The sequence below is a fragment of the Patescibacteria group bacterium genome (assembly GCA_028692545.1).
Taxonomy (GTDB): domain Bacteria; phylum Patescibacteriota; class Patescibacteriia; order UBA1558; family S5-K13; genus STD2-204.
Genome location: JAQUXC010000002.1, coordinates 14,572 through 33,699, shown reverse-complemented (window position 1 = coordinate 33,699; position 19,128 = coordinate 14,572). Strand labels below are relative to the sequence as shown.

Sequence of the window (19,128 nt, the reverse complement as noted above, 5' to 3'; positions counted from 1 at the left end):
GAATTTTTGTTATAGGTCGATGATTATTTGACATTATATAAATATTGTGGTATAAATACAAATTAAAACTAAATAAAAAATGTGTTATTCGTAGCTTTAGCGAAAAATAACATGGAGGAATAATGAAACACATCTTTTTAATAGCTATCTTGTTGTTAGTTTTTGGTACTTTGATATGCTCAAATATTGAGTATTATCAGCTGTCTAATGGCATGATGAAAAAAGTTAACCCCAGGCAAAGTAAGGATAAAAGCATTGTCATCACTAACCCTGGGAATTCCAGATACCACATTTTCATTAATAATATTACATGTCATTGGTGGTATGGGAATGATGTTAATTTAGATTTGGAGCCTGGAGCGTATATTGTTGTGCATAATGTATTACCAGGAAGTTATAGTGTTGTGGTAAGTAGGATTTTTACAGTTTCTGAACCTATGTCAGATTTTGTAAAAGTTTGTAGGTCTTTTGGTAGGGATCCTTATAAAGTCAATATTGAAATCAATATACCTCGTATCACCACAAAAGAAAATTTCCAAGGTCATTCCGTTGATATTGTAATTGATATCGATGAGGTCTTTGGAAAATACAAAAAATAATTTAAGGTAAATAAAAAAGGGGAGTTGCATGGCTCCCCTTTAAAGTTTAAAAATAGAAATTTATTAAGAACCAAACGACCATCCAAAACCCCACCAAGCTTCTGGTCCGCCAGCACCATGATTAATTAATGCAAAAATAGTAGTTGCTATAATCCATGAAGTAAGTACAATGAACAATCCTATAGTAGCACTTTTTATAATTGCTTTTGCTTTGTTTATTTTTTCATCTTCTCCAGCAGAGCTCATCCATTGAAATCCACCTACCAGTATAAGTATCAAAAAAAACAACCCTAGAAATCCAAGTGCAAAACCTATTATACTTGTAATAACTACTACTGGATCTGTATATTGTTTGATTCCAGCTTCACCAGCAAATTGTTGTAATTTTTCACCGCCACTTAGTATTGCATCATTTGGTTCTGTCCCAGTGGCTAATATATTTTGTATATTTGTTATTGAAAAAAATATTATAAATACAATAATTATACTTTTCGATATTTTGATGATTTTTTCGTCTAATTTTTTATTCATAGTTATGATTGTCCAGTTTTTATAACTGGATATTTATTTATATTAAATTGTAGCAGAATAAAAGAATCCCATTATAAACATTGATATTAAATACGAAAATATTATAATAGCAAGACCTATTGATGCATCTGTTATCCTTTTTCTAGCCTTCGTAACTGTTTCTTCATTTCCACCTGCACTCATCCATTGAAATCCGCCCATTATTATAAGTATGAGGAAAAATACTCCAAGCAAGCTAAGTACAATTCTTACTATAATTGCTATTGTACTTACAACATCACCTTGTTTATATCCAGCGCTAGTCACTGCAGTTGTTTGAAGATTTTTCATTATTTGTGCTGAAGTAGTGTCTGATCCAGAAACACCCGTAACAGCGTGACTTATAGGAGTCAAGATAATATTAAAAACAAATATAGTAATTATTAGTGTTAGTAAATATTTTGTTATATTTTTTTTCATATATTTTTTAGCTCAACCAGTTGATCGGGTTTAACTCGACTGAGCTGGTATTAGTTGAATTTATTTTAATGTTTGTTTTAAAACTATATCTAATATAAAGTAAGTTACCATATATGCACCAAGTATTATAAGAAGTCCATTTGCACTATTTTTTATTCTTGCTTTTGATTTAGTAACCGTTTCTTCATTTCCACCTGCTGTCATCCATTGAAATCCAGCTATTATAATAAGTATCAAAAACAATATTCCTATAAGAGACAATGCTATTTTTATAACATTTCCAATAGTTGCTTCTATACTTTTACTTGTATCAAATCCTATCATAACAGCAGATGTATCTAATATGGTTTTGCTATTTTTTAAATTTGGTATATTTGGTATAGAAGTATTGCCACCAGTTCCCGTAGCTTGTGTTGTTGGAATGCTTAATTGAAATATAGATATAATTACTGTAATTGTTATTAGAGAAAGTGTAATTTTTTTGAACATAATATTAAATTAAAATAATGATATTAGTTGTGTTATAAGATTACTTATTATATATGCACCGAGTACTATAATGAGTGCTAGTATAGAATTATTTACAGTGTGTTTTGCGCTGGTGATTTTTTCTTCATTTCCACCTGCAGTCATCCATTTGAATCCGCCGATTATTATATTTATAAGAAATATTATACCTATAAAGCTTAGCGCATAAGATATTATTGTATTTATAGTTTTCATTCTTACCGACATCATTTCATTTTGGGAGTATGTATTGAAGCCTTGTATTTCTGCAGATGTGTCTAAATCTTTTTGAACCTCAGCACCGCTTTGTAATATTGGTATTGCAGCACCAACTAGGAGAGGAGTGCTAATAGAAATTAATATAATAAAAGTTATTATTTTGTTTTTTATCATAAGACTTGGTTGAGAAGCCCCAAGACACTATTTACTATGATATATGAAGCTAAGATTATAATTAATCCTATTATTGAATTTGTCATTTTTTGCTTTGCAGCTTTTATTTTTTCTTCGCTTCCACCTGCTGTCATCCATGCATATCCTGCAAATATCATATTGTTTAGTATTATTACGCCTACAAATGCAAGAATAAAACCTACTATTCTTGAAGCTATGTCTTGTGGTTGTTCTACTTTTCCATCCTCAGTAAGTCCTGCTTGTCTAGCTGTGTCAGTAAGTCCATAACTTCCACCCGCTGGTGTTTCAATTGCCTTTGCTGTAAATAGTGTAATCTGAAAAAAATTGACTAAAATAAGTAAATAAATAAAAATAAATATTTTTTTTGTAAGTTTCATAGTTTTATATTTCAAATTCCAGCCCTAAACCATTTATTTTGTCTAGGTTTAGGGTTGAGTTTAAAATATACGCTGATTATGTGGTTGTTGCAGCTGATTGTGCAGCATTCATTATAAAGTTTGCTATACCCCAAGCAGCAAATACTATTATAAGCCCTATTACTCCAGCGCCTAATAGTTTTTTTGCTTCTCCTACTTTTTCTTCATTTCCAGCACTAGTCATCCATTTGAATCCACCCATTAGTACTATTACTAATGCTACAAGACCCAACAATACTAAAGCAGAGTTTATTATTGTTGTAGCTGTTGTATCGATATCATTTGTTCCTAATCTTCCAACTGTAGGAATAGTAACAGCTCCTGTTCCAGTCATGCTTGTTACTGCGCTTACATTCATCACAATAAATGATGACATCACAAGTATCAACATGAAACTTACGATGTGTTTTACTGTTTTTGACATTTTTAATTGTCCTTTCTTTCCCATCATATAAATTTATAGATGAGAATTAATTAATTTATTTTATATAAAGATTATACTATTTTTTTTATTTATTCACAAATATTTTTATTGTATAATAGCAAATATCCAATTGAGAATTGAGTAGCTTGAAAATATTATTACTATACCGAGAGCAGCATTGACCAAAATTTGTTTTGACTTTTTTGCTTTCTCTTCACTTCCACCTGCTGTCATCCAAGAGACGCCACCATATATAAACATTAGTAATGATAGAGACCCTACAATACCAAGTATTGCCCTTATAATTTTTCCTATTAATTGGGCAACTGTTAATCCTGTGCCTTGTGGGTCAAGTGGATTTGTGAGTGTAGCAGCAAGACATATATTTTGGAATACAAATAATCCCACAAGTATTATAAGAAAAGATAGAATATTTTTTTTGATTAGTTTGTTTTTCATGTTGGTAATATTTATAAATATTAATTTAATTTATTTAATATGTGCAATTGCCTGTGCATGGGCAAGTCTTATTGCCACTATAAATAGATCCTTCTGTAACATCATTGGCACAACATATTGTATTAGAATCATCTGGGCAATGGTTGTTGTCATCACATCTATCTACATCTACAAGATCATCACGGACAGTAGTATTGGTAAATGTTCTACACTTCCATCCTGGATGCGCAGAATTACATCTCCAGTGAACAGGATCTGTTTCACATGGTCGTTGCTCTTCTTCCTCTTCTTCTTCCACCACTACTTCTACCATTTGTGGTGGTGCACTCGTTATTTTATATTGATTTCCTATATCTAAGCTGTTTTGTATAAAGGATACTATCATAAATGCACCTAGAAATATAAATAATCCTATTACAGTTTGAGTCATCATAGTTTTTGCTTTTGTTACTTTTTCTTCACTTCCACCAGAAAATATCATCATTACTCCAGAAATTATGAAAAACAACAAAGCTATACTTCCTATTATACCTGTCAAAAATTTTGTTATATTTATTACAACATTTAGTATATCGTTTACACTACAATTTCCATTGTTCATACATTCATTTCCAATACCTTGAAAAAACATACTTGTTTCTACTATCACTGTTTCTGTAAAAGGTACGCAACAAATTTTATCAGCATCGCTTTCTGCTAATGAAGCTGTAAATGATTCATTTTCTATTTTACCAGCAGGACATTCAGTTCCTCTTGGTACTAGCACAAATCCTTCTGTTTTTTTACATTCGGAATCAGCTATTTCACAATTACCAAGATTGCATGTAGATCCCTCTGGACACCATCCTGTAAACACATCTCCAGAGCATTTCTTTGTATAACATTTTTTATTTAGAGAGTCACATTCTGTTATAGCATCTATAGGATATTCTCCTATTTCAGGTATGTAGGTAGTTGTTTCACATTTGCCTTTAAAGTCTGTTACACAAGGAGTTGTGCAACATACTTTTCCAGCTATTTCATCGCATTCAGTAATTATTTCAGGCACTCCGACGCATGTACCAGAATCTACACATGTTCCACCTTGATCTGCACATGGTGTTCCTGTGTCGTTATCACCCCCAATACAACAAATTTTTCCAGAGTTGGTGCAATCATCAAGAACGTTAGGGTCGCTGAAAATTTCATTAGCACGACACAGGTTTCTACAAACACCATTTTTAGTAGAACAAGATGGAACGCAAGAATCTAAATCTTCGATACAAATATGTCCATCAATACATCCGCTACAGAAGCCACCAATACAATGATTACATGAACTGCTATCACATTTATTATTGTCAGCATTATTTATTTCACATAGATGACTACTAGTATTACATGAATAACAAGCAGGGCAGTCTTCATTACTGGTACATTTAGGTGAACAACAATGAGACCCAGATTCACAAGTATTATTAAAAATTGTATTTTCTATATAATTATAGTCTTCACAGTCTGAAGTAGAACATTGTCCTGGATATGCATTTGTACCACATGTGCCATAACAAACAAGACTACTAGGATTTGTACAAGTACCATTACTATCACAAAAGCCACATAAATCACCACATTTATTGCGTTCTAAAGGTTTTAATTCGCATCTGTATCCAGTAAAACCACCTGTCATAGCTTTACATGAATAACATGGAGGACATGACTCATCACCTGAACAGTTTGGTATACAACATTTTGCTGGATCAGGACCATATCCAGAAGGAGGACATTGGCCATTATAATCTGATTCTATATGAGCGGTAGGTCCACAATATGTTCCAAAAAAACCACCACCATTATAACTACAAAATCCATTAATTCCAGCAGAATTTGTACAGACTGGAAGAGCCATTTGTGTTGTATTACATTCTCCATTTTCGCAATAATGGTATAGTTGTGCATCACATTTGTTTCTATCATCATCTCTTATTTGACATGTACGAGGTGAGAAATAGGGAGTTCCACTCCATACACATGATTGACATGCAGGACATTCATCATCATCTGAACATGTTAATTGACATTGTTTATTATTGTTACATACATAATTATTTGAACAATGATGTTGCTCATAATCATTATATGTTACACATTCACCATTTATACAATCACTACATGAAATATTATAAGTGCTGTCCCCACTGCAATTATTTCTAGGACTATGCATTACATCTTCTATTTTGCATGTATTATCTGTCGTGTCACAATAATTACAAGTTGGACAATCTTCGTGATTTTGACACGTTATGGCAAACACCTTATCAAAATTTATCAATCCAAAAAACGTAAAAATTATTGAAAATATTAAGATTTTTTTTGTCATTATATTATATTAAAATTATTGAATAGTTTGGTTTATTCTTCCAGCTGTTGTTTGGATAATATTTTCTGGTTTTTCAAGTGATCCATTTTTTATACTGTTTATCATTTCATTTATATACTTTTCTGCTATTTCTGGATTTTTGCCTTGATACCAAGATTTTGCAGTGAGTATTTGTTTTGAAAAAGGACCAATTTCTAAATCATTTAATTGTTCACCTATAAGAGAATTTAGAGCTGTTGGTTTGTGTGTTTGATCTAAATATATTTTAGCATTTTCTTTTTTGGTAGCAAAATCTATAAAGCCCCAAGCAACATCAGATGATTCTGTTTTGTGTGAAACAGTCATCACCCAGTAGTCGGCAAAGTTTATGGGATTGTTGGTATTTTCTATTTGAGGAATTTCTGAAATACCAAAATTTAATTTTGGAGCTCGAGATTTGATTTGTTGTATGTGATATGGATATCCAAAGAAAAAGCCCACCTGACCATTTATAAATGCCTCCAAAGAATTATCTTGTTCTTCATTCCAAGAATAAACTTCTTTTATAGGATTTGAAAAATCACTATAAAAATTTATTGCTTGAAGTGTTAAATTTATTTCATCTTTTGTTTTTCCAAAATTTACAAAACCACCATCGCCTACAGTAATTCCATTTTGTTGAATTAAAAGCATGACTATGTCGGCTGAATTTGTAATATTATTTGTTGTGCCAAGTGCAGATCCAGATTGCAAAAATTTTCCATCTTCATTTAATAATGTTATTACCTTTACGGCATTTTTGAAATCTGTCCATGTGCTTGGTGGTAGAGGAATATTTACGTTGTTTAGCATGTCTTTGTTATAAAACATTGCCATTGTATCTATACTAAGTGGTAATCCATATATTTTATTGTCAATTACATTATCTTTAAAAACTACTGGTGCGAAATTTTTTGTAATTTCATTTAGAGATATCATTTTTGTTTCTTTTACATAATCTATAATATCTGTTTTTTTGAAACCACCTATTCCAGTGGATTTTATATCTCTATATGGCAATTGAGCAGTTTCTGGCATAGGAGTAATATATTTACTCATTTTTCTTAACCAATTGTTTGGTAGAAAATATATATCAGGACCATTGTCTTCAGCCCATGCACTTATAAGTTGATTTTCATATTCATCATAACTAAATACACGATAATTAAACCTTACATTTGGATGTATTACAGAATATGCATCAAATAATGGTTGTAAGTTGGCTCTATCCTCATACACTCCCCAAACTTTTATTGTTACAGGTTTTAATTCAGCTGGTTGTTTTTTGAAAATATTATTTGTACATCCAAATCCAGAAGTAATAATTAGAGTAAATATTAAAAATAAGAGTATTTTTTTTATTTTAGATTTATTTAATATATTTTTTTTCATATTTTTTAGGTTTCAGTTTTCAAGTTGCAGATTGTAGGATATCCTGAAATCTGAAACTTATCGACTGAACGCTATATTATTTGTTTTAAATATTTTTTGAAATCTTTTGCTAAATCTTTTCTATCAAGTGCATATTCTACAGTTGTTTGTAAATAATTTAATGGATCTCCGGTTGTAAACCATTTTCCATTTTCCACTTCTTGAACATAAGCTTTGCCACCGTTTCTTATATATTTTTCTATTGCATCTATAAGCCAAAGTTCATTTCCTTTTCCTAGAGTTTGTTTTTCTAAAATATTTAATATTTCAGGAACTATTACAAATCTTCCAAAATCAGCGAGTTGCGATGGAGCTTCGCTTATGCTTGGTTTTTCTATTATACTTTCTACCTCATTTATTGTTCCTTTTTTTATTTTTGCTATTCCATATTTTATAACATCTTTTTTTGGAACTTTTTGTACGCCAAATATTACGCCAGGATTTTTTTCATAGCTATTAATAAGTTGTTTTGTAAATGGAATTTTTGATTTTACCAAATCATCTCCAAAAGCATATATAAATGGTTCATTACCAAGAATACTTTTTGCACAGAGTGCAGGAGTTCCATTTCCATATGGACCTTTTTGTCTGATGTAAATAAAATTTGCCATATCTGATATTTTTTTCATTTCAGCTAATTTTTCAAATTTTTTATTTTTTTCTAGAGAATCTTCAAGTTCAAAATTTCTATCAAAATGATCTTCAAGAGTTTTTTTGTCCCATCTCGTGACAAGTATAATATCTTTTATTCCTGAGTTGACCATTTCTTCAACTACATATTGAATAATAGGCTTATCAACTATTGGGAGCATTTCTTTTGGTTGAGATTTTGTAGCTGGTAAAAATCTTGTTCCAGATCCTGCTACTGCTATTACAGCTTTTGTAATTTTTTGCATATAAAAACATTTAAGTTTATAACTGTTTTTATTATACTATAAATAAAGTTAGTTAGTAAGATGTGAGACACCCGCCGGGTGACTAATTGCTAAAAGCCCATTATTGTGTTAGTTTATAATATATGAAAAAAAAATTTACATGCGAAAATGACAAAACAAGATTAGATAAGTTTCTTACAGAAAATTTGTCTGATTTTTCACGCTCCAAAATACAACATATAATAGAAGGCAAAAATGTTTTGGTAAATGGCGAAGTAATTACTATAAATCATTTTTGGTTAAAATGTGGTGATGTTGTAAGTGTTAAGAGTGTAAAAATAGAGGATTTAAAAGATAAGGTATCTATAAAATCTCCTGTTTTAAAAAAGATAAAAATTATAGAAGAAACTGCTGATTATATAGTTTTAGAAAAACCAGCTGGACTTATTGTCCATCAAACAGAAGATGTGAAAGAATATTCACTTGTAGATTGGCTAAAGATTCAATATCCAAAAATAAAAAAAATAGGAGAAGATACAATATATAGACCAGGCATTGTTCATAGATTGGACAAAAATGTTTCAGGTCTTATGGTTGTAGCTTTAAATCAGAAAATGTTTGATAGTTTGAAGCAACAATTTAAAGATAGAAAAACAACAAAAAAATATTTTACTCTTGTCCATGGAGAATTCGAAAACGATGAAGGAGAAATAGATTTCAAAATAGAAAGATCAAAGAGGTCTGGCAAAATGGTTGCAAAACCAATAAATACTGATGGCAAAGAAGCTTCTACAATTTGGTTTGTTGTAGAGAAGTTCAAAAATTATACACTTTTAGATATAGAAATAAAAACTGGCAGAAATCATCAAATTAGAGCTCATATGCAAGCAATTGATCATAGTGTAGTTGGAGATAATTTGTATCAAACAAAAAATTTCAAAAACAAATTTAATACAAACAGGATTTTTTTACATGCTTATCATTTGGAATTTTTTGATTTATCAAAAAATCGAAAAGTTTTTGAATCAAAACTTCCAAAGGAATTACTAAGTATTATAGATTTGCTTCGACAAAATCAAATTATTCCAATCGACAAAAATGAAAACGAAAATGAATAAAAATATATTGGTAATAGCTGGGCCTACTTGTTCTGGAGAAAGTGTTATTACGCAAGAAATAATAAAGAGACATAGAAATTTTGTAAGACTTATAACTGCTACAACAAGAAAACCCCGATTGAATGAAAAAAACGGAGTTGATTATTTTTTTCTTACAAAAGAAGAATTTTTAGAAAATATAAAAAATGGAGATATATTGGAATATACTTATATAAAAAATAGAGATGAGTATTATGGAGGCTACAAAATTGAACTCGAGAAAAAATTAAAATTAGGATACAAAATTATAATAAATCCTGATATAGTCGGTGCAAAATATTATAAGAAGAATTATAATGCTACTACTATATTTATAAAAGTAAGGTCTATTGATGTAATAGAAAAAAGATTGAAAAATAGAAATCTTGATATTTCTGATAAAGAATTAAATATCAGGCTTGAGAATGCAAAGGAAGAAATAGAAAGTCAGGAAAGCTTTTATGACTATGCTGTATTAAATGAACAGGGAAAATTAAAAGAAGCTGTTTTGGAAATAGAAAGAATTTTAAAAAAAGAAAAATATTTATAATTATGCACTCGTAGCTCAATTGAATAGAGCGCTTGTCTTCGGAACAAGAGGTTGTAGGTTTGAGCCCTACCGAGTGCACCATTTTTCATCCTACAAATTGAGATTTCGCATGGCACGTTATTTTTTAGAAACTTTATATGAAGAAGAAAACCATTTGATTCTTCGAAGAAGAGAGAATAATAATCTGACTTAGTTCTAACTAAGTAGAGTGGTTATATAAAATATCTAGAAATAGGTATTTTTATTATTGATTTATTTTTTAGATTTATGTATCATATCAATATAAATTGATTATATAAAATATATGAAACAAAAATGTTGCTCCAACAAAAAACTGTCTAAAGAACTTACAGACTTAGCAAGATTTTTAAGGATAATAGGGGATGATAATCGTTTAAAAATTTTATGTCTTTTACGAAATAAGGAACTCTGTGTGTGTGAAATATTAGAAAATCTGGATTTAGAACAAAATTTAGTTTCAAGTCATTTAAAAGTACTACTTGATTTTAAATTGATTACAATTAGAAAAGATTGGAAAAGAAACTATTATTCTATAAATCAAAAAACATTTAAAAAATATAATTCACTATTAACTAACTTTTTAAAAAATTATGAATGAAAAAATTCAAAACATTCAAGTTCTTGGCTCAGGATGCTCAACTTGTAAAAAATTATTTGAATTAACAAAACTTGCTGTCTCAGAATTAGGAATTGAGATTGGGGTGGAACATATTACAGATATTCAAAGAATAATAAGTATGGGAATTTTGTCTTCCCCAGCTTTGGTTGTAAATGAAAAAGTGCTTATCTCTGGCAAGGTACCAAATTTAGAAGAAATTAAACAACTAATAAAAAATAAAACCGCTGAGTCGGCAGAAGAAGAAAAACCTGTCTGCAGTTGCGGTGGAAATTGTTAACACAACTCTATGGATATTTTTAAGCCTATTCAAATATTTGCTGATTTAGTTACATATGATTTGTTTGGTATAACGAATAAATATTGGGGCGATGCAATTAATTTTTTTGTTTACGATATTATAAAAATTGGATTATTGTTGATACTTATTAACTATATTATGTCTATAGTTAGATATTATTTTCCTGTTGAAAAAGTTCGTAACATTTTAAGCAGTAGAAAATGGTATGGATTTGATTATATATTGGCAGCTATGCTTGGAGTAGTTACTCCATTTTGTTCCTGTTCTTCTATACCTTTATTTGTGGGTTTTATAAGCGCCGGTATTCCACTAGGAGTAACTTTTGCTTTTTTAATTGCTTCACCACTTGTCAATGAAGCATCTTTGTTTATATTCCCTTCAATATTTGGATTAAAGGTGACTATTATTTATAATTTATTAGGAATTGTCATTAGTGCAATAGCTGGAATGATTATTCAAAGACTTAAGATGGATAAAAATGTTAATCCTGAATTTTTGAAATTCAAAACACAAAAACAAGCAATTGAAGAAAATGATGGTCAAAAAATTTCTTTATCTAAAAGACTTGTAATATGGTGGAAAGATGCTATTTCTATTTCAAAAAGTATTTTTCCTTATGTTTTATTAGGTGTTGGATTGGGAGCTTTGATACACGGTTTTGTGCCAGAAAGTTTTGTAGAAACCTATCTAAACAGTGATAAGTGGTTTATCGTGCCACTTGCCACAATACTTGGCGCACCACTTTATGCTAACTCCGTAAGTGTAATTCCAGTAGTGGAAGCTTTGACTGATAAAGGTGTGGCTCTTGGAACAGCCTTAGCATTTATGACCGCAACAGTAACTTTATCTATTCCTGGATTATTAATATTAAAAAAGGCTATGAACTGGAAATTATTATCAGCTTTTATAATAGTAACAACAATTGGTATTATGATCATGGGATATTTCTTTAATATATTTAAATTTTAAATATAAATAGTTATGAAAAAAATATTTATTATACCAGTTATTATTTTATTAATGATTTCAATTACAGGGTGCAGTAATAATGTTAATAAAAATACAAACCAGGTGAGTGAAAAACAAAATATTATTCAATCCGCTGATAAAGTTCAGGTATATGTTTTTCATGCCACTCAGCGTTGCTACTCTTGTATTACCATTGGAAGGCTTTCAAAAGAAACTGTTGAAGAATATTTTAAATCAGAGCTTGAAAGTGGAAAAATTGAATTTAAAGAAATAAATATTGATTTACCAGAAAACAAAGAATTAGCAAAAAAATTTCAAGCTAGTGGTTCATCATTATTTATTAATTCAATCTATGACGACAAAGAGAATATTCAGCAAGACTTAGCCGTGTGGAAATTAGTTGGTAATGGAAATCAATTTAAAATATATCTAAAAGGTAAATTAGATAATATACTTGGTAAATAATATGGATTTTATAAATTCTTTAATAAACAATTATAATATACCAGCTCTTTCAGCTTTTCTTCTTGGTATTTTGACATCTATTAGTCCTTGTCCACTCGCTACAAATATTACTGCCGTTGCTTTTATCTCTAAAGATATAAAAACACCAAAATATACAATTTTATCTGGACTTTTTTATACTATTGGTCGTGGCATAAGCTATACATTACTTGCTACTTTGATTTATTTTGGATTATCATCTTTTCAAGTCTCAAGAATATTTCAAGGTTGGGGAGATAAAGTATTAGGTTTAATTTTGATAGTACTTGGACTAATAATGTTTGGCATTATAAAGATTAACATCAAAAATAATAATCAAACAATTGAAAAAATAAAAATATATTTATCAAATAAAGGACATTTGGGTTCAATGGCTCTGGGAATGCTTTTTGCATTGGCCTTTTGTCCATATAGTGGAGTATTATTTTTTGGAATACTGATTCCATTGACACTTAGCTCATCTTTTGGTTTGTTTTTGCCACCATTATTTGCACTTGGTACAGGACTACCAGTAATTATTTTTTCTTTTTTACTTGCATTTAGTATAGGAATTGTTGGTAAAGCATTTAAGGTAGTTCAAAAAATAGAAAAATGGTTAAGATATATAGTTGCATCAATTTTTATTATAACTGGAATTTACTATATGCAATTTTTAATTAAATATTTAATTGCTTTATGAAAAATAAAATAATTATGATACTTTTGTTTTTTATAATTACTATCACAACAACCTTTTTAATTATTTTTGATAAAAAAGAAAGTCAACTAACAGAAAAAAAATATCCAAAACAAATAAAAATAAAAATCGCCGCTTGTCCGATAAAAATAAAAATCGCCGCTTGTCCGACTTGTTATGAATTATTGAAAAATATAGATAATAATAAATATGAAATCATTAGGACAAATTCAACATCTGAAAGCATTGAGCTTTTAGAAAATAAATTGGTAGATATTATATTGGGAGGAAGAACCCTAAAACCAGAAGAACCCAAATTAGACTCTCTTGTAATATCAGATGGTTATTCTTTTTTAGGAAATCAGGAAATTACAATTTATATAGATGAATTAAAAAAATATTCCATATACACAGATTTAGATATCGAATCAATAAAAAATAATATTAGTATTCAAAAAATTAAAAAAGTAGATAATATTTATGATTATTTAGATAAAGGAATTGTTATTACTTCTTGGGAAAATACTGATTATACAAAAGCTAAGATAGTTCATGTTTTAGAGGATAATGGAAATAGATTGAAATTATCTCGTAGACCAACGGTATATTGTAATGGAAGTTGTTATAATAAAATAAATAAAGATTTAATAAATAATTTAATAATTAATAATTAAAGTATGCTTAAAAAACCAATAATTCCAACAATTTTGTTCGTTTGTGCTTTAATATTCTCATTGTTTATGCTTGTTGGAGAAAAAAATAAACAAACAAATGAAAATAATAATTTAGAGGAAAATATAATAAAACAAAATTCAAAACCAATAAGCAATATTATACTTTTTTATGGAGATGGTTGTCCTCATTGTAAAATAGTGGATCAATACATAGAAGAAAATAAAATAAAGAGTAAATTAACATTTGCAGAAAAAGAAATCTATTCAAGTAAAGAAAATGCAAACTTATTAATTGAAAAAGCAAATATTTGTAAAATACCAAATAATACAATAGGTGTTCCTTTTCTTTGGGATGGAACAAAATGTTACATGGGAGATGAGGATATTATAAATTTTTTCAAATTAAAAATAAACGGATAAATATATGAAATCCATTAGATGCTATATTGAATAAAATAATATATTATCTATATGGATTAAAAACAAAATTATATGACACACAACAAGAAAAAAATATCTAATGGGTTGAAAAAAATTATTATATTTGTATTATCAATCTTTGGCCTAAACCTGTTAATAACAAAGCAAGTTTTAGCTGTTTGTCCAATTTGTACAATTGCAGTTGCTTCAGGTGTTGGATTTTCTAGATGGATAGGGATTGACGATACTATAACTGGATTATGGATTGGTGGTTTAATAATTTCTATGATTAGCTGGACTGAAAGTTGGTTAGACAAGAAAAATATACATTTTAAGGGAAGAATTTTTGCAGATATTCTAGTATATTTTTTACTTGTAATTATTCCACTTTACTATTCTAAAATTATAGGTAATCCATTGAACACTTTCTGTGCATGTGGTTTAGATAAACTTCTTTTTGGAATTATAGTCGGAAGTATAGGATTTTGGTTTGGCACAAGTTGGTATTTTTATCTAAAAGAAAAAAATAATGGACATGCTTATTTTCCATTTCAAAAAGTTGTTATGCCAATTTCCCCAATTATTATTTTAAGTATAATATTTTATTTTTTAACCAAACAATAATATGCAAAAAACAAACAACAATCAAAATCCAATAAAAAATCTTGATGAATTTATTCAAAAAGTTGATAACATGAAAAAACAAGAAAAAATGGATTTGTCTTCTGATCAAGATTTAAGTATTGCGATAATGAATCTTATAAGTATTGAAGAACATTTCTTCTTTACTGGTGCAAAACTTCAGAAAACAGAATATTATGACATGATAAAAGATGTTAGAGAAATGAGAAAAGAATTACTAAAGAAAATTATCAAAGAATACGAGGGAGAAGTCTGGTGTATTTCAAAACATTTACTTGCTGCGTCAATGCGACTTATGGAAGTAGGTACAAAACAGCTTGGAATGGAAAAAAAACAAGAAGCCTATGATTTATTTGAAAAAGCATATAGCTTATACTCATTATTCTGGGGACTAAATATGAAATTGTTAAATGTAGGCGATATTAAAAAAATAGATGATGAGGCTTTGAATAAAAAAGATACAGAAAAAAAAGGCTTTATGGGAAAACTTAGTACACTTGTAAAAAAAGCTATTGATTGTTGCATTGAATAAATTATTAAAAATAATAAAAATATGAATAAGTGTAATTGTCAGTGTGATTGTAATAAAGACGTTGAAAAAAATCTTACAATAGTCTGGCGAAGACTAATTTCGCAAGGAAGTACTTGTCCAAGATGTGGTTCTACGGAGGATGAACTAGATAAAGCAGTTATACAGCTTAAACAAAAATTAAATCCATTAGGAATTGAGGTAATTTTACAAAAAGAAGAAATAACACTTGAAGAATTTAAAAAAGATCCACTTAAATCAAATCAGATTTTATTAAATGGGCAATTACTTGATGATATAATAAAAGCTAAAACAGGAGAAAGTCAGTGTTGTGATGTTTGTGGAGATGAAAAATGTAGAACAGTTGAAGTGGGAAACAAATCATATGAGACTATTCCGTACGAATTGATTATTGATTCAGCTTTAAAAGTTTTAAATTTTTAAATAAATATAGAACTATAATTATTTGAAATTTATTCTACTAAATAAAACAAAACAAAAAAACACCTATTTCTAGGTATTTTATGATTCTTACCACGATGAAGCATTGCGGTCTCTCGAACCTCTCAAAGAATGGTGCGCCGTGGAGGACTCGAACCTCCGACCGTTTGCTTAAGAGGCAACTGCTCTACCAACTGAGCTAACAGCGCATGTAATTGTAATTTGTTAAACCTATAACTTTTATTTATATTTTATAAAGAAGCTTCAGTCAGAGGCTGATCCGCTTTCGGCGGAAACAATGCATGATTATTAAGTTTAATAGTATAAGATTATCATATTTTTGATAAAAATCAATATATAAGTTTTGGTGAGAACATTTTTTAAATATTTTAAATTAGTAATTTTTCATTACTATGTATTATACTATTAAGATATGAAACAACATGAAGCTTTGGCTATATTAAAATTGGGTCACAATGTTCTTCTTACTGGTCCAGCAGGAAGTGGTAAGACGTATTTGTTAAATCAATATATTACTCATTTAAAAAAAACCGGTGTTGCGGTAGCGATAACAGCTTCTACTGGTATTGCAGCAACTCATATTGGTGGTCGTACTATTCATTCTTGGGCTGGTATAGGAATCAAAGATCAATTAAGTAAGAAAGATATTAGCACTCTTACAAAAAGATCTTATTTAAAAAAACAATTTGAAAAAGTTGAGGTTTTGGTAATTGATGAAATATCAATGTTGCATGCTCATAGATTAGATATGATTGATACAGTTTGTCAGGCCTTCAAGAAGAATTTTTTGCCTTTTGGCGGAATTCAGGTAATTATGTCTGGAGATTTTTTTCAGCTTCCTCCAATATCTCCTGGCACAGGAGAAGCAGAATTTGTTTATAAATCTAATATTTGGAGAGATATGGATTTGCGTGTCTGTTATTTGAGTGAACAATATCGTCAGAATGATAAAAGTATGACACGGGTTTTGAAGGGTTTGAGAGAAAACGATATTAGTTCTGAAATAGTTGATTTGTTAAAAAGTAGAATGAATCAAAAAATAAAAACAAAAATTAAACCAATTAAATTGTTTACTCATAATATTGATGTTGATGTTATAAATAACAATGAACTCAAAAAAATAAATTCCCCAGAGATTATTTATCGTATGACGAGTAGTGGTGAAAAAAAATTAGTAGAATCTTTGAAAAAAAATTGTTTAGCACCAGAAGATTTGATTTTAAAAAAAGGTGCACAAGTTATGTTTGTAAAAAATAAATTCAAAAACGAAAAGGCAATTTATATAAATGGTAGTATGGGAGTAATTATTGATTTTGATGAAAGTGGTTTTCCTATTGTTCGTTTGAATTCTGGCAAAGAAGTTTCGGTAACAATTGATAGTTGGACAATTGATAGTGAAGATAAAATTTTGGCAAAAATTAATCAGGTTCCACTTCGCCTAGCATATGCTATTACTGTTCATAAAAGTCAGGGTATGACACTTGAAGCTGCAGAAATTGATTTAAGTCGTTCTTTTGGTTATGGAATGGGGTATGTTGCTTTGTCTCGTTTGACTAATTTGGAAGGATTATATTTACTGGGAATAAATGAAATGGCTTATAAGTTGAATCCTCAAGTTTTTGACTATGAAAAAGAGCTTCTGATTCTTTCTCAAAAAGCAAAGAGTGATATGAGTCCCAAAGTTTACAAAAAACAATCATCATTAATTATGGAGTGATAATAATTTATAAAAAATTATTCCATGAGGGTCTTCAATCAATTTCATTAATCTTTTTGCTTCAGCTAAAGATTTTTTATATATAGTTTTATTTATATATATTAATTGTTTTTTATAGAATAAAATATTTCTAACATTTTATCAATTTCTTTTTTACTAATTTTAGGCAACAAGTCTTCCACCTTAAAAGTTATTGTAGTTGTTGCATCTTTCAATAAATTTTTACCAGCATTTGTCAGCTTTGAATACCTTGCTCTTGCATCGTTTTTATCATCATTTCTTTCTATTATTCCTAGTTTTTCCATTGGCAAAATCATTCGTGTTACCCCTGACGCAGTAAGTCCCATGAGTTCTGCTAGGTCAACTCTTCTTAATCTTTGCTCTGGTGTAGAATCAATCAAATAAAGGATCATAAAATCACTAAAAGCCAATCCATGCCCACTAATTTGGCGAGATACTATAGAGTTTACTTTTGTAAGTTGCATCAACAATTCCAATTTTTTATTCATAAATTTATTGTTATTATTGGTATTTTTCGCCAAAGGCGGATCAGCCTTGGGCTGATTGATATATCAAGTATATTTTATAATAGCTGACATGTCAAGCTTTTTTTAATCAAAACTAATATGAAAAATTAGACTTTTTGAAATTTTGTATTATAATGTTTTTATAAATTAAATTAATAATTAATACTAAAAAAATGAATCAAAAGACACTTAACATCATTTTCATGGTTGTTTTTGTTTTTTTGCTTTCTGTTGTTGGTATTCTTCTTTTCAAAACTGATAAAACAAAAAATAATGAAAACGACAATTTATCTAATTCGGAAAATGTGATACAAGATAATAATAATGATCAAGTTATCCTAGATACAAAAGATCAACAAAGTAATGAAGAAGAGTCTAATATTGAAAATAATTTAAAGACATACCAAAATATAAAATATAGTTACAGTGTTAAATATCCATCAAATTGGTATGTTGACGCAACATATTCAGAGAAGGATTTTACTCTTAGAGGACCTGTAGAAGATAATAATTTTATTGGTGGTGATACAACTTGGTCTAATTACAAAAATCCTAGTCAATACAATCCAGGAAATATGCCGAGTGATTTGCAATCAGTCAATCTATTAATATACAAAACTGATTCAAATATAATACTTAATGATTTTGTAAAGATTAAGCATTTTGCTTATAGTGATTTATCTAATATTACTATAAATGGAATAAGTGGTTTTGTCTTAAAGGGTAATTCAGAATCACAAGGATTAACAGGTGTATTGTTAAAGGTTGAGGATAAAGTTTTTTATTTTAATTCAAAGTCAGAAGTGTTGATGAATCAAATGATTAAGACATTTGAAGTAAAATAGTAACAATATAATTATAAAATAAAAAGACTTTTTAAAAGAGTCTTTTT

At 28.9% G+C, this 19,128-nt stretch carries 26 protein-coding genes and 2 tRNA genes; 16 read left to right on the top strand and 12 right to left on the bottom strand.

Features of this window, described 5'->3' with window-relative positions:
- Positions 1 to 122: 122 nt before the first annotated feature.
- Positions 123 to 599 carry a hypothetical protein gene (locus PHZ07_01170; protein ID MDD3284185.1) on the top strand — a complete coding sequence of 159 codons (477 nt, stop codon included), beginning with the start codon at positions 123 to 125 and terminating at the stop codon, positions 597 to 599.
- Positions 600 to 662: 63 nt separating this feature from the next.
- On the opposite strand, the gene PHZ07_01165 is transcribed toward PHZ07_01170, so the two are convergent.
- The 10 genes from PHZ07_01165 to PHZ07_01120 form a co-directional block, all read right to left on the bottom strand.
- Positions 663 to 1,130 (bottom strand): hypothetical protein, encoded by a 468-nt coding sequence (locus tag PHZ07_01165; GenBank protein MDD3284184.1) that lies wholly within the window; start codon positions 1,128 to 1,130, stop codon positions 663 to 665.
- Positions 1,131 to 1,172: 42 nt separating this feature from the next.
- Positions 1,173 to 1,589 (bottom strand): hypothetical protein, encoded by a 417-nt coding sequence (locus PHZ07_01160; GenBank protein ID MDD3284183.1) that lies wholly within the window; start codon positions 1,587 to 1,589, stop codon positions 1,173 to 1,175.
- 60 nt (positions 1,590 to 1,649) lie between these two features.
- Complete coding sequence (locus PHZ07_01155; protein MDD3284182.1) at positions 1,650 to 2,078, bottom strand: hypothetical protein; 429 nt, start codon at positions 2,076 to 2,078, stop codon at positions 1,650 to 1,652.
- A gap of 9 nt (positions 2,079 to 2,087) precedes the next feature.
- A complete protein-coding gene (locus PHZ07_01150; protein ID MDD3284181.1) occupies positions 2,088 to 2,489 on the bottom strand; it encodes a hypothetical protein in 402 nt (133 codons plus the stop codon).
- Positions 2,486 to 2,887, bottom strand: a complete 402-nt coding sequence (locus tag PHZ07_01145) for a hypothetical protein (GenBank protein ID MDD3284180.1) — start codon at positions 2,885 to 2,887, stop codon at positions 2,486 to 2,488. The genes PHZ07_01150 and PHZ07_01145 overlap by 4 nt, the downstream gene beginning before the upstream one ends.
- 76 nt (positions 2,888 to 2,963) lie before the next feature.
- Positions 2,964 to 3,377, bottom strand: a complete 414-nt coding sequence (locus PHZ07_01140; GenBank protein MDD3284179.1) for a hypothetical protein — start codon at positions 3,375 to 3,377, stop codon at positions 2,964 to 2,966.
- 78 nt (positions 3,378 to 3,455) lie between these two features.
- A complete protein-coding gene (locus tag PHZ07_01135) occupies positions 3,456 to 3,809 on the bottom strand; it encodes a TrbC/VirB2 family protein (protein ID MDD3284178.1) in 354 nt (117 codons plus the stop codon).
- Between the two features lie 34 nt (positions 3,810 to 3,843).
- Complete coding sequence (locus PHZ07_01130; protein ID MDD3284177.1) at positions 3,844 to 6,168, bottom strand: pilin; 2,325 nt, start codon at positions 6,166 to 6,168, stop codon at positions 3,844 to 3,846.
- A 15-nt stretch (positions 6,169 to 6,183) separates the two neighbouring features.
- Positions 6,184 to 7,578 (bottom strand): extracellular solute-binding protein, encoded by a 1,395-nt coding sequence (locus PHZ07_01125; protein ID MDD3284176.1) that lies wholly within the window; start codon positions 7,576 to 7,578, stop codon positions 6,184 to 6,186.
- A gap of 71 nt (positions 7,579 to 7,649) precedes the next feature.
- Positions 7,650 to 8,513 carry a UTP--glucose-1-phosphate uridylyltransferase gene (locus PHZ07_01120; GenBank protein MDD3284175.1) on the bottom strand — a complete coding sequence of 288 codons (864 nt, stop codon included), beginning with the start codon at positions 8,511 to 8,513 and terminating at the stop codon, positions 7,650 to 7,652.
- A gap of 122 nt (positions 8,514 to 8,635) precedes the next feature.
- Between PHZ07_01120 and PHZ07_01115 the strand changes: the two genes are divergently transcribed.
- The 13 genes from PHZ07_01115 to PHZ07_01055 all read left to right on the top strand — a co-directional run bounded on the left by PHZ07_01115 (position 8,636) and on the right by PHZ07_01055 (position 15,974).
- Complete coding sequence (locus PHZ07_01115; GenBank protein MDD3284174.1) at positions 8,636 to 9,610, top strand: RluA family pseudouridine synthase; 975 nt, start codon at positions 8,636 to 8,638, stop codon at positions 9,608 to 9,610.
- On the top strand, positions 9,603 to 10,178 hold the full coding sequence (gene gmk / locus PHZ07_01110; GenBank protein MDD3284173.1) for a guanylate kinase: 576 nt from the start codon (positions 9,603 to 9,605) through the stop codon (positions 10,176 to 10,178). The genes PHZ07_01115 and gmk overlap by 8 nt, the downstream gene beginning before the upstream one ends.
- 4 nt (positions 10,179 to 10,182) lie before the next feature.
- Positions 10,183 to 10,259, top strand: a tRNA-Arg gene (locus PHZ07_01105).
- A 223-nt stretch (positions 10,260 to 10,482) separates the two neighbouring features.
- Positions 10,483 to 10,797 carry a metalloregulator ArsR/SmtB family transcription factor gene (locus PHZ07_01100; protein MDD3284172.1) on the top strand — a complete coding sequence of 105 codons (315 nt, stop codon included), beginning with the start codon at positions 10,483 to 10,485 and terminating at the stop codon, positions 10,795 to 10,797.
- Positions 10,790 to 11,095 carry a thioredoxin family protein gene (locus PHZ07_01095; GenBank protein MDD3284171.1) on the top strand — a complete coding sequence of 102 codons (306 nt, stop codon included), beginning with the start codon at positions 10,790 to 10,792 and terminating at the stop codon, positions 11,093 to 11,095. The genes PHZ07_01100 and PHZ07_01095 overlap by 8 nt, the downstream gene beginning before the upstream one ends.
- Before the next feature lie 9 nt (positions 11,096 to 11,104).
- Positions 11,105 to 12,085, top strand: a complete 981-nt coding sequence (locus PHZ07_01090; GenBank protein MDD3284170.1) for a permease — start codon at positions 11,105 to 11,107, stop codon at positions 12,083 to 12,085.
- Positions 12,086 to 12,097: 12 nt separating this feature from the next.
- Positions 12,098 to 12,550, top strand: coding sequence for a nitrophenyl compound nitroreductase subunit ArsF family protein (locus tag PHZ07_01085; protein ID MDD3284169.1), 453 nt, complete (start codon positions 12,098 to 12,100; stop codon positions 12,548 to 12,550).
- Between the two features lies 1 nt (position 12,551).
- Positions 12,552 to 13,268: an aromatic aminobenezylarsenical efflux permease ArsG family transporter gene (locus tag PHZ07_01080; GenBank protein ID MDD3284168.1), complete on the top strand. Its 717-nt coding sequence runs from the start codon at positions 12,552 to 12,554 to the stop codon at positions 13,266 to 13,268.
- Positions 13,265 to 13,939, top strand: a complete 675-nt coding sequence (locus PHZ07_01075; protein MDD3284167.1) for a hypothetical protein — start codon at positions 13,265 to 13,267, stop codon at positions 13,937 to 13,939. Before PHZ07_01080 ends, PHZ07_01075 begins: the two co-directional genes overlap by 4 nt.
- 3 nt (positions 13,940 to 13,942) lie before the next feature.
- A complete protein-coding gene (locus tag PHZ07_01070; protein MDD3284166.1) occupies positions 13,943 to 14,359 on the top strand; it encodes a hypothetical protein in 417 nt (138 codons plus the stop codon).
- A gap of 72 nt (positions 14,360 to 14,431) precedes the next feature.
- Positions 14,432 to 14,983, top strand: coding sequence for a hypothetical protein (locus PHZ07_01065; protein MDD3284165.1), 552 nt, complete (start codon positions 14,432 to 14,434; stop codon positions 14,981 to 14,983).
- Position 14,984: 1 nt separating this feature from the next.
- Complete coding sequence (locus PHZ07_01060; GenBank protein MDD3284164.1) at positions 14,985 to 15,533, top strand: hypothetical protein; 549 nt, start codon at positions 14,985 to 14,987, stop codon at positions 15,531 to 15,533.
- Positions 15,534 to 15,554: 21 nt separating this feature from the next.
- On the top strand, positions 15,555 to 15,974 hold the full coding sequence (locus tag PHZ07_01055; GenBank protein ID MDD3284163.1) for a DUF2703 domain-containing protein: 420 nt from the start codon (positions 15,555 to 15,557) through the stop codon (positions 15,972 to 15,974).
- Positions 15,975 to 16,104: 130 nt separating this feature from the next.
- Here the strand turns inward: PHZ07_01055 and PHZ07_01050 are convergent.
- Positions 16,105 to 16,180 (bottom strand) — tRNA-Lys (locus tag PHZ07_01050).
- A 224-nt stretch (positions 16,181 to 16,404) separates the two neighbouring features.
- Between PHZ07_01050 and PHZ07_01045 the strand changes: the two genes are divergently transcribed.
- On the top strand, positions 16,405 to 17,709 hold the full coding sequence (locus PHZ07_01045) for a PIF1 family DEAD/DEAH box helicase (protein ID MDD3284162.1): 1,305 nt from the start codon (positions 16,405 to 16,407) through the stop codon (positions 17,707 to 17,709).
- A gap of 101 nt (positions 17,710 to 17,810) precedes the next feature.
- On the opposite strand, the gene PHZ07_01040 is transcribed toward PHZ07_01045, so the two are convergent.
- Positions 17,811 to 18,218: a MarR family transcriptional regulator gene (locus tag PHZ07_01040; protein MDD3284161.1), complete on the bottom strand. Its 408-nt coding sequence runs from the start codon at positions 18,216 to 18,218 to the stop codon at positions 17,811 to 17,813.
- Positions 18,219 to 18,409: 191 nt separating this feature from the next.
- Between PHZ07_01040 and PHZ07_01035 the strand changes: the two genes are divergently transcribed.
- Entirely contained in the window at positions 18,410 to 19,081 is a 672-nt protein-coding gene (locus PHZ07_01035) for a hypothetical protein (protein MDD3284160.1), read from the top strand.
- Positions 19,082 to 19,128: the final 47 nt, after the last annotated feature.

Coding starts and splice junctions, on each gene's coding strand:
- PHZ07_01170 (MDD3284185.1), top strand. CDS start 123: ATGAAACACATCTTTTTAATAGCTATCTTGTTGTTAGTTTTTGGTACT.
- PHZ07_01165 (MDD3284184.1), bottom strand. CDS start 1,130: ATGAATAAAAAATTAGACGAAAAAATCATCAAAATATCGAAAAGTATA.
- PHZ07_01160 (MDD3284183.1), bottom strand. CDS start 1,589: ATGAAAAAAAATATAACAAAATATTTACTAACACTAATAATTACTATA.
- PHZ07_01155 (MDD3284182.1), bottom strand. CDS start 2,078: ATGTTCAAAAAAATTACACTTTCTCTAATAACAATTACAGTAATTATA.
- PHZ07_01150 (MDD3284181.1), bottom strand. CDS start 2,489: ATGATAAAAAACAAAATAATAACTTTTATTATATTAATTTCTATTAGC.
- PHZ07_01145 (MDD3284180.1), bottom strand. CDS start 2,887: ATGAAACTTACAAAAAAAATATTTATTTTTATTTATTTACTTATTTTA.
- PHZ07_01140 (MDD3284179.1), bottom strand. CDS start 3,377: ATGATGGGAAAGAAAGGACAATTAAAAATGTCAAAAACAGTAAAACAC.
- PHZ07_01135 (MDD3284178.1), bottom strand. CDS start 3,809: ATGAAAAACAAACTAATCAAAAAAAATATTCTATCTTTTCTTATAATA.
- PHZ07_01130 (MDD3284177.1), bottom strand. CDS start 6,168: ATGACAAAAAAAATCTTAATATTTTCAATAATTTTTACGTTTTTTGGA.
- PHZ07_01125 (MDD3284176.1), bottom strand. CDS start 7,578: ATGAAAAAAAATATATTAAATAAATCTAAAATAAAAAAAATACTCTTA.
- PHZ07_01120 (MDD3284175.1), bottom strand. CDS start 8,513: ATGCAAAAAATTACAAAAGCTGTAATAGCAGTAGCAGGATCTGGAACA.
- PHZ07_01115 (MDD3284174.1), top strand. CDS start 8,636: ATGAAAAAAAAATTTACATGCGAAAATGACAAAACAAGATTAGATAAG.
- gmk (MDD3284173.1), top strand. CDS start 9,603: ATGAATAAAAATATATTGGTAATAGCTGGGCCTACTTGTTCTGGAGAA.
- PHZ07_01100 (MDD3284172.1), top strand. CDS start 10,483: ATGAAACAAAAATGTTGCTCCAACAAAAAACTGTCTAAAGAACTTACA.
- PHZ07_01095 (MDD3284171.1), top strand. CDS start 10,790: ATGAATGAAAAAATTCAAAACATTCAAGTTCTTGGCTCAGGATGCTCA.
- PHZ07_01090 (MDD3284170.1), top strand. CDS start 11,105: ATGGATATTTTTAAGCCTATTCAAATATTTGCTGATTTAGTTACATAT.
- PHZ07_01085 (MDD3284169.1), top strand. CDS start 12,098: ATGAAAAAAATATTTATTATACCAGTTATTATTTTATTAATGATTTCA.
- PHZ07_01080 (MDD3284168.1), top strand. CDS start 12,552: ATGGATTTTATAAATTCTTTAATAAACAATTATAATATACCAGCTCTT.
- PHZ07_01075 (MDD3284167.1), top strand. CDS start 13,265: ATGAAAAATAAAATAATTATGATACTTTTGTTTTTTATAATTACTATC.
- PHZ07_01070 (MDD3284166.1), top strand. CDS start 13,943: ATGCTTAAAAAACCAATAATTCCAACAATTTTGTTCGTTTGTGCTTTA.
- PHZ07_01065 (MDD3284165.1), top strand. CDS start 14,432: ATGACACACAACAAGAAAAAAATATCTAATGGGTTGAAAAAAATTATT.
- PHZ07_01060 (MDD3284164.1), top strand. CDS start 14,985: ATGCAAAAAACAAACAACAATCAAAATCCAATAAAAAATCTTGATGAA.
- PHZ07_01055 (MDD3284163.1), top strand. CDS start 15,555: ATGAATAAGTGTAATTGTCAGTGTGATTGTAATAAAGACGTTGAAAAA.
- PHZ07_01045 (MDD3284162.1), top strand. CDS start 16,405: ATGAAACAACATGAAGCTTTGGCTATATTAAAATTGGGTCACAATGTT.
- PHZ07_01040 (MDD3284161.1), bottom strand. CDS start 18,218: ATGAATAAAAAATTGGAATTGTTGATGCAACTTACAAAAGTAAACTCT.
- PHZ07_01035 (MDD3284160.1), top strand. CDS start 18,410: ATGAATCAAAAGACACTTAACATCATTTTCATGGTTGTTTTTGTTTTT.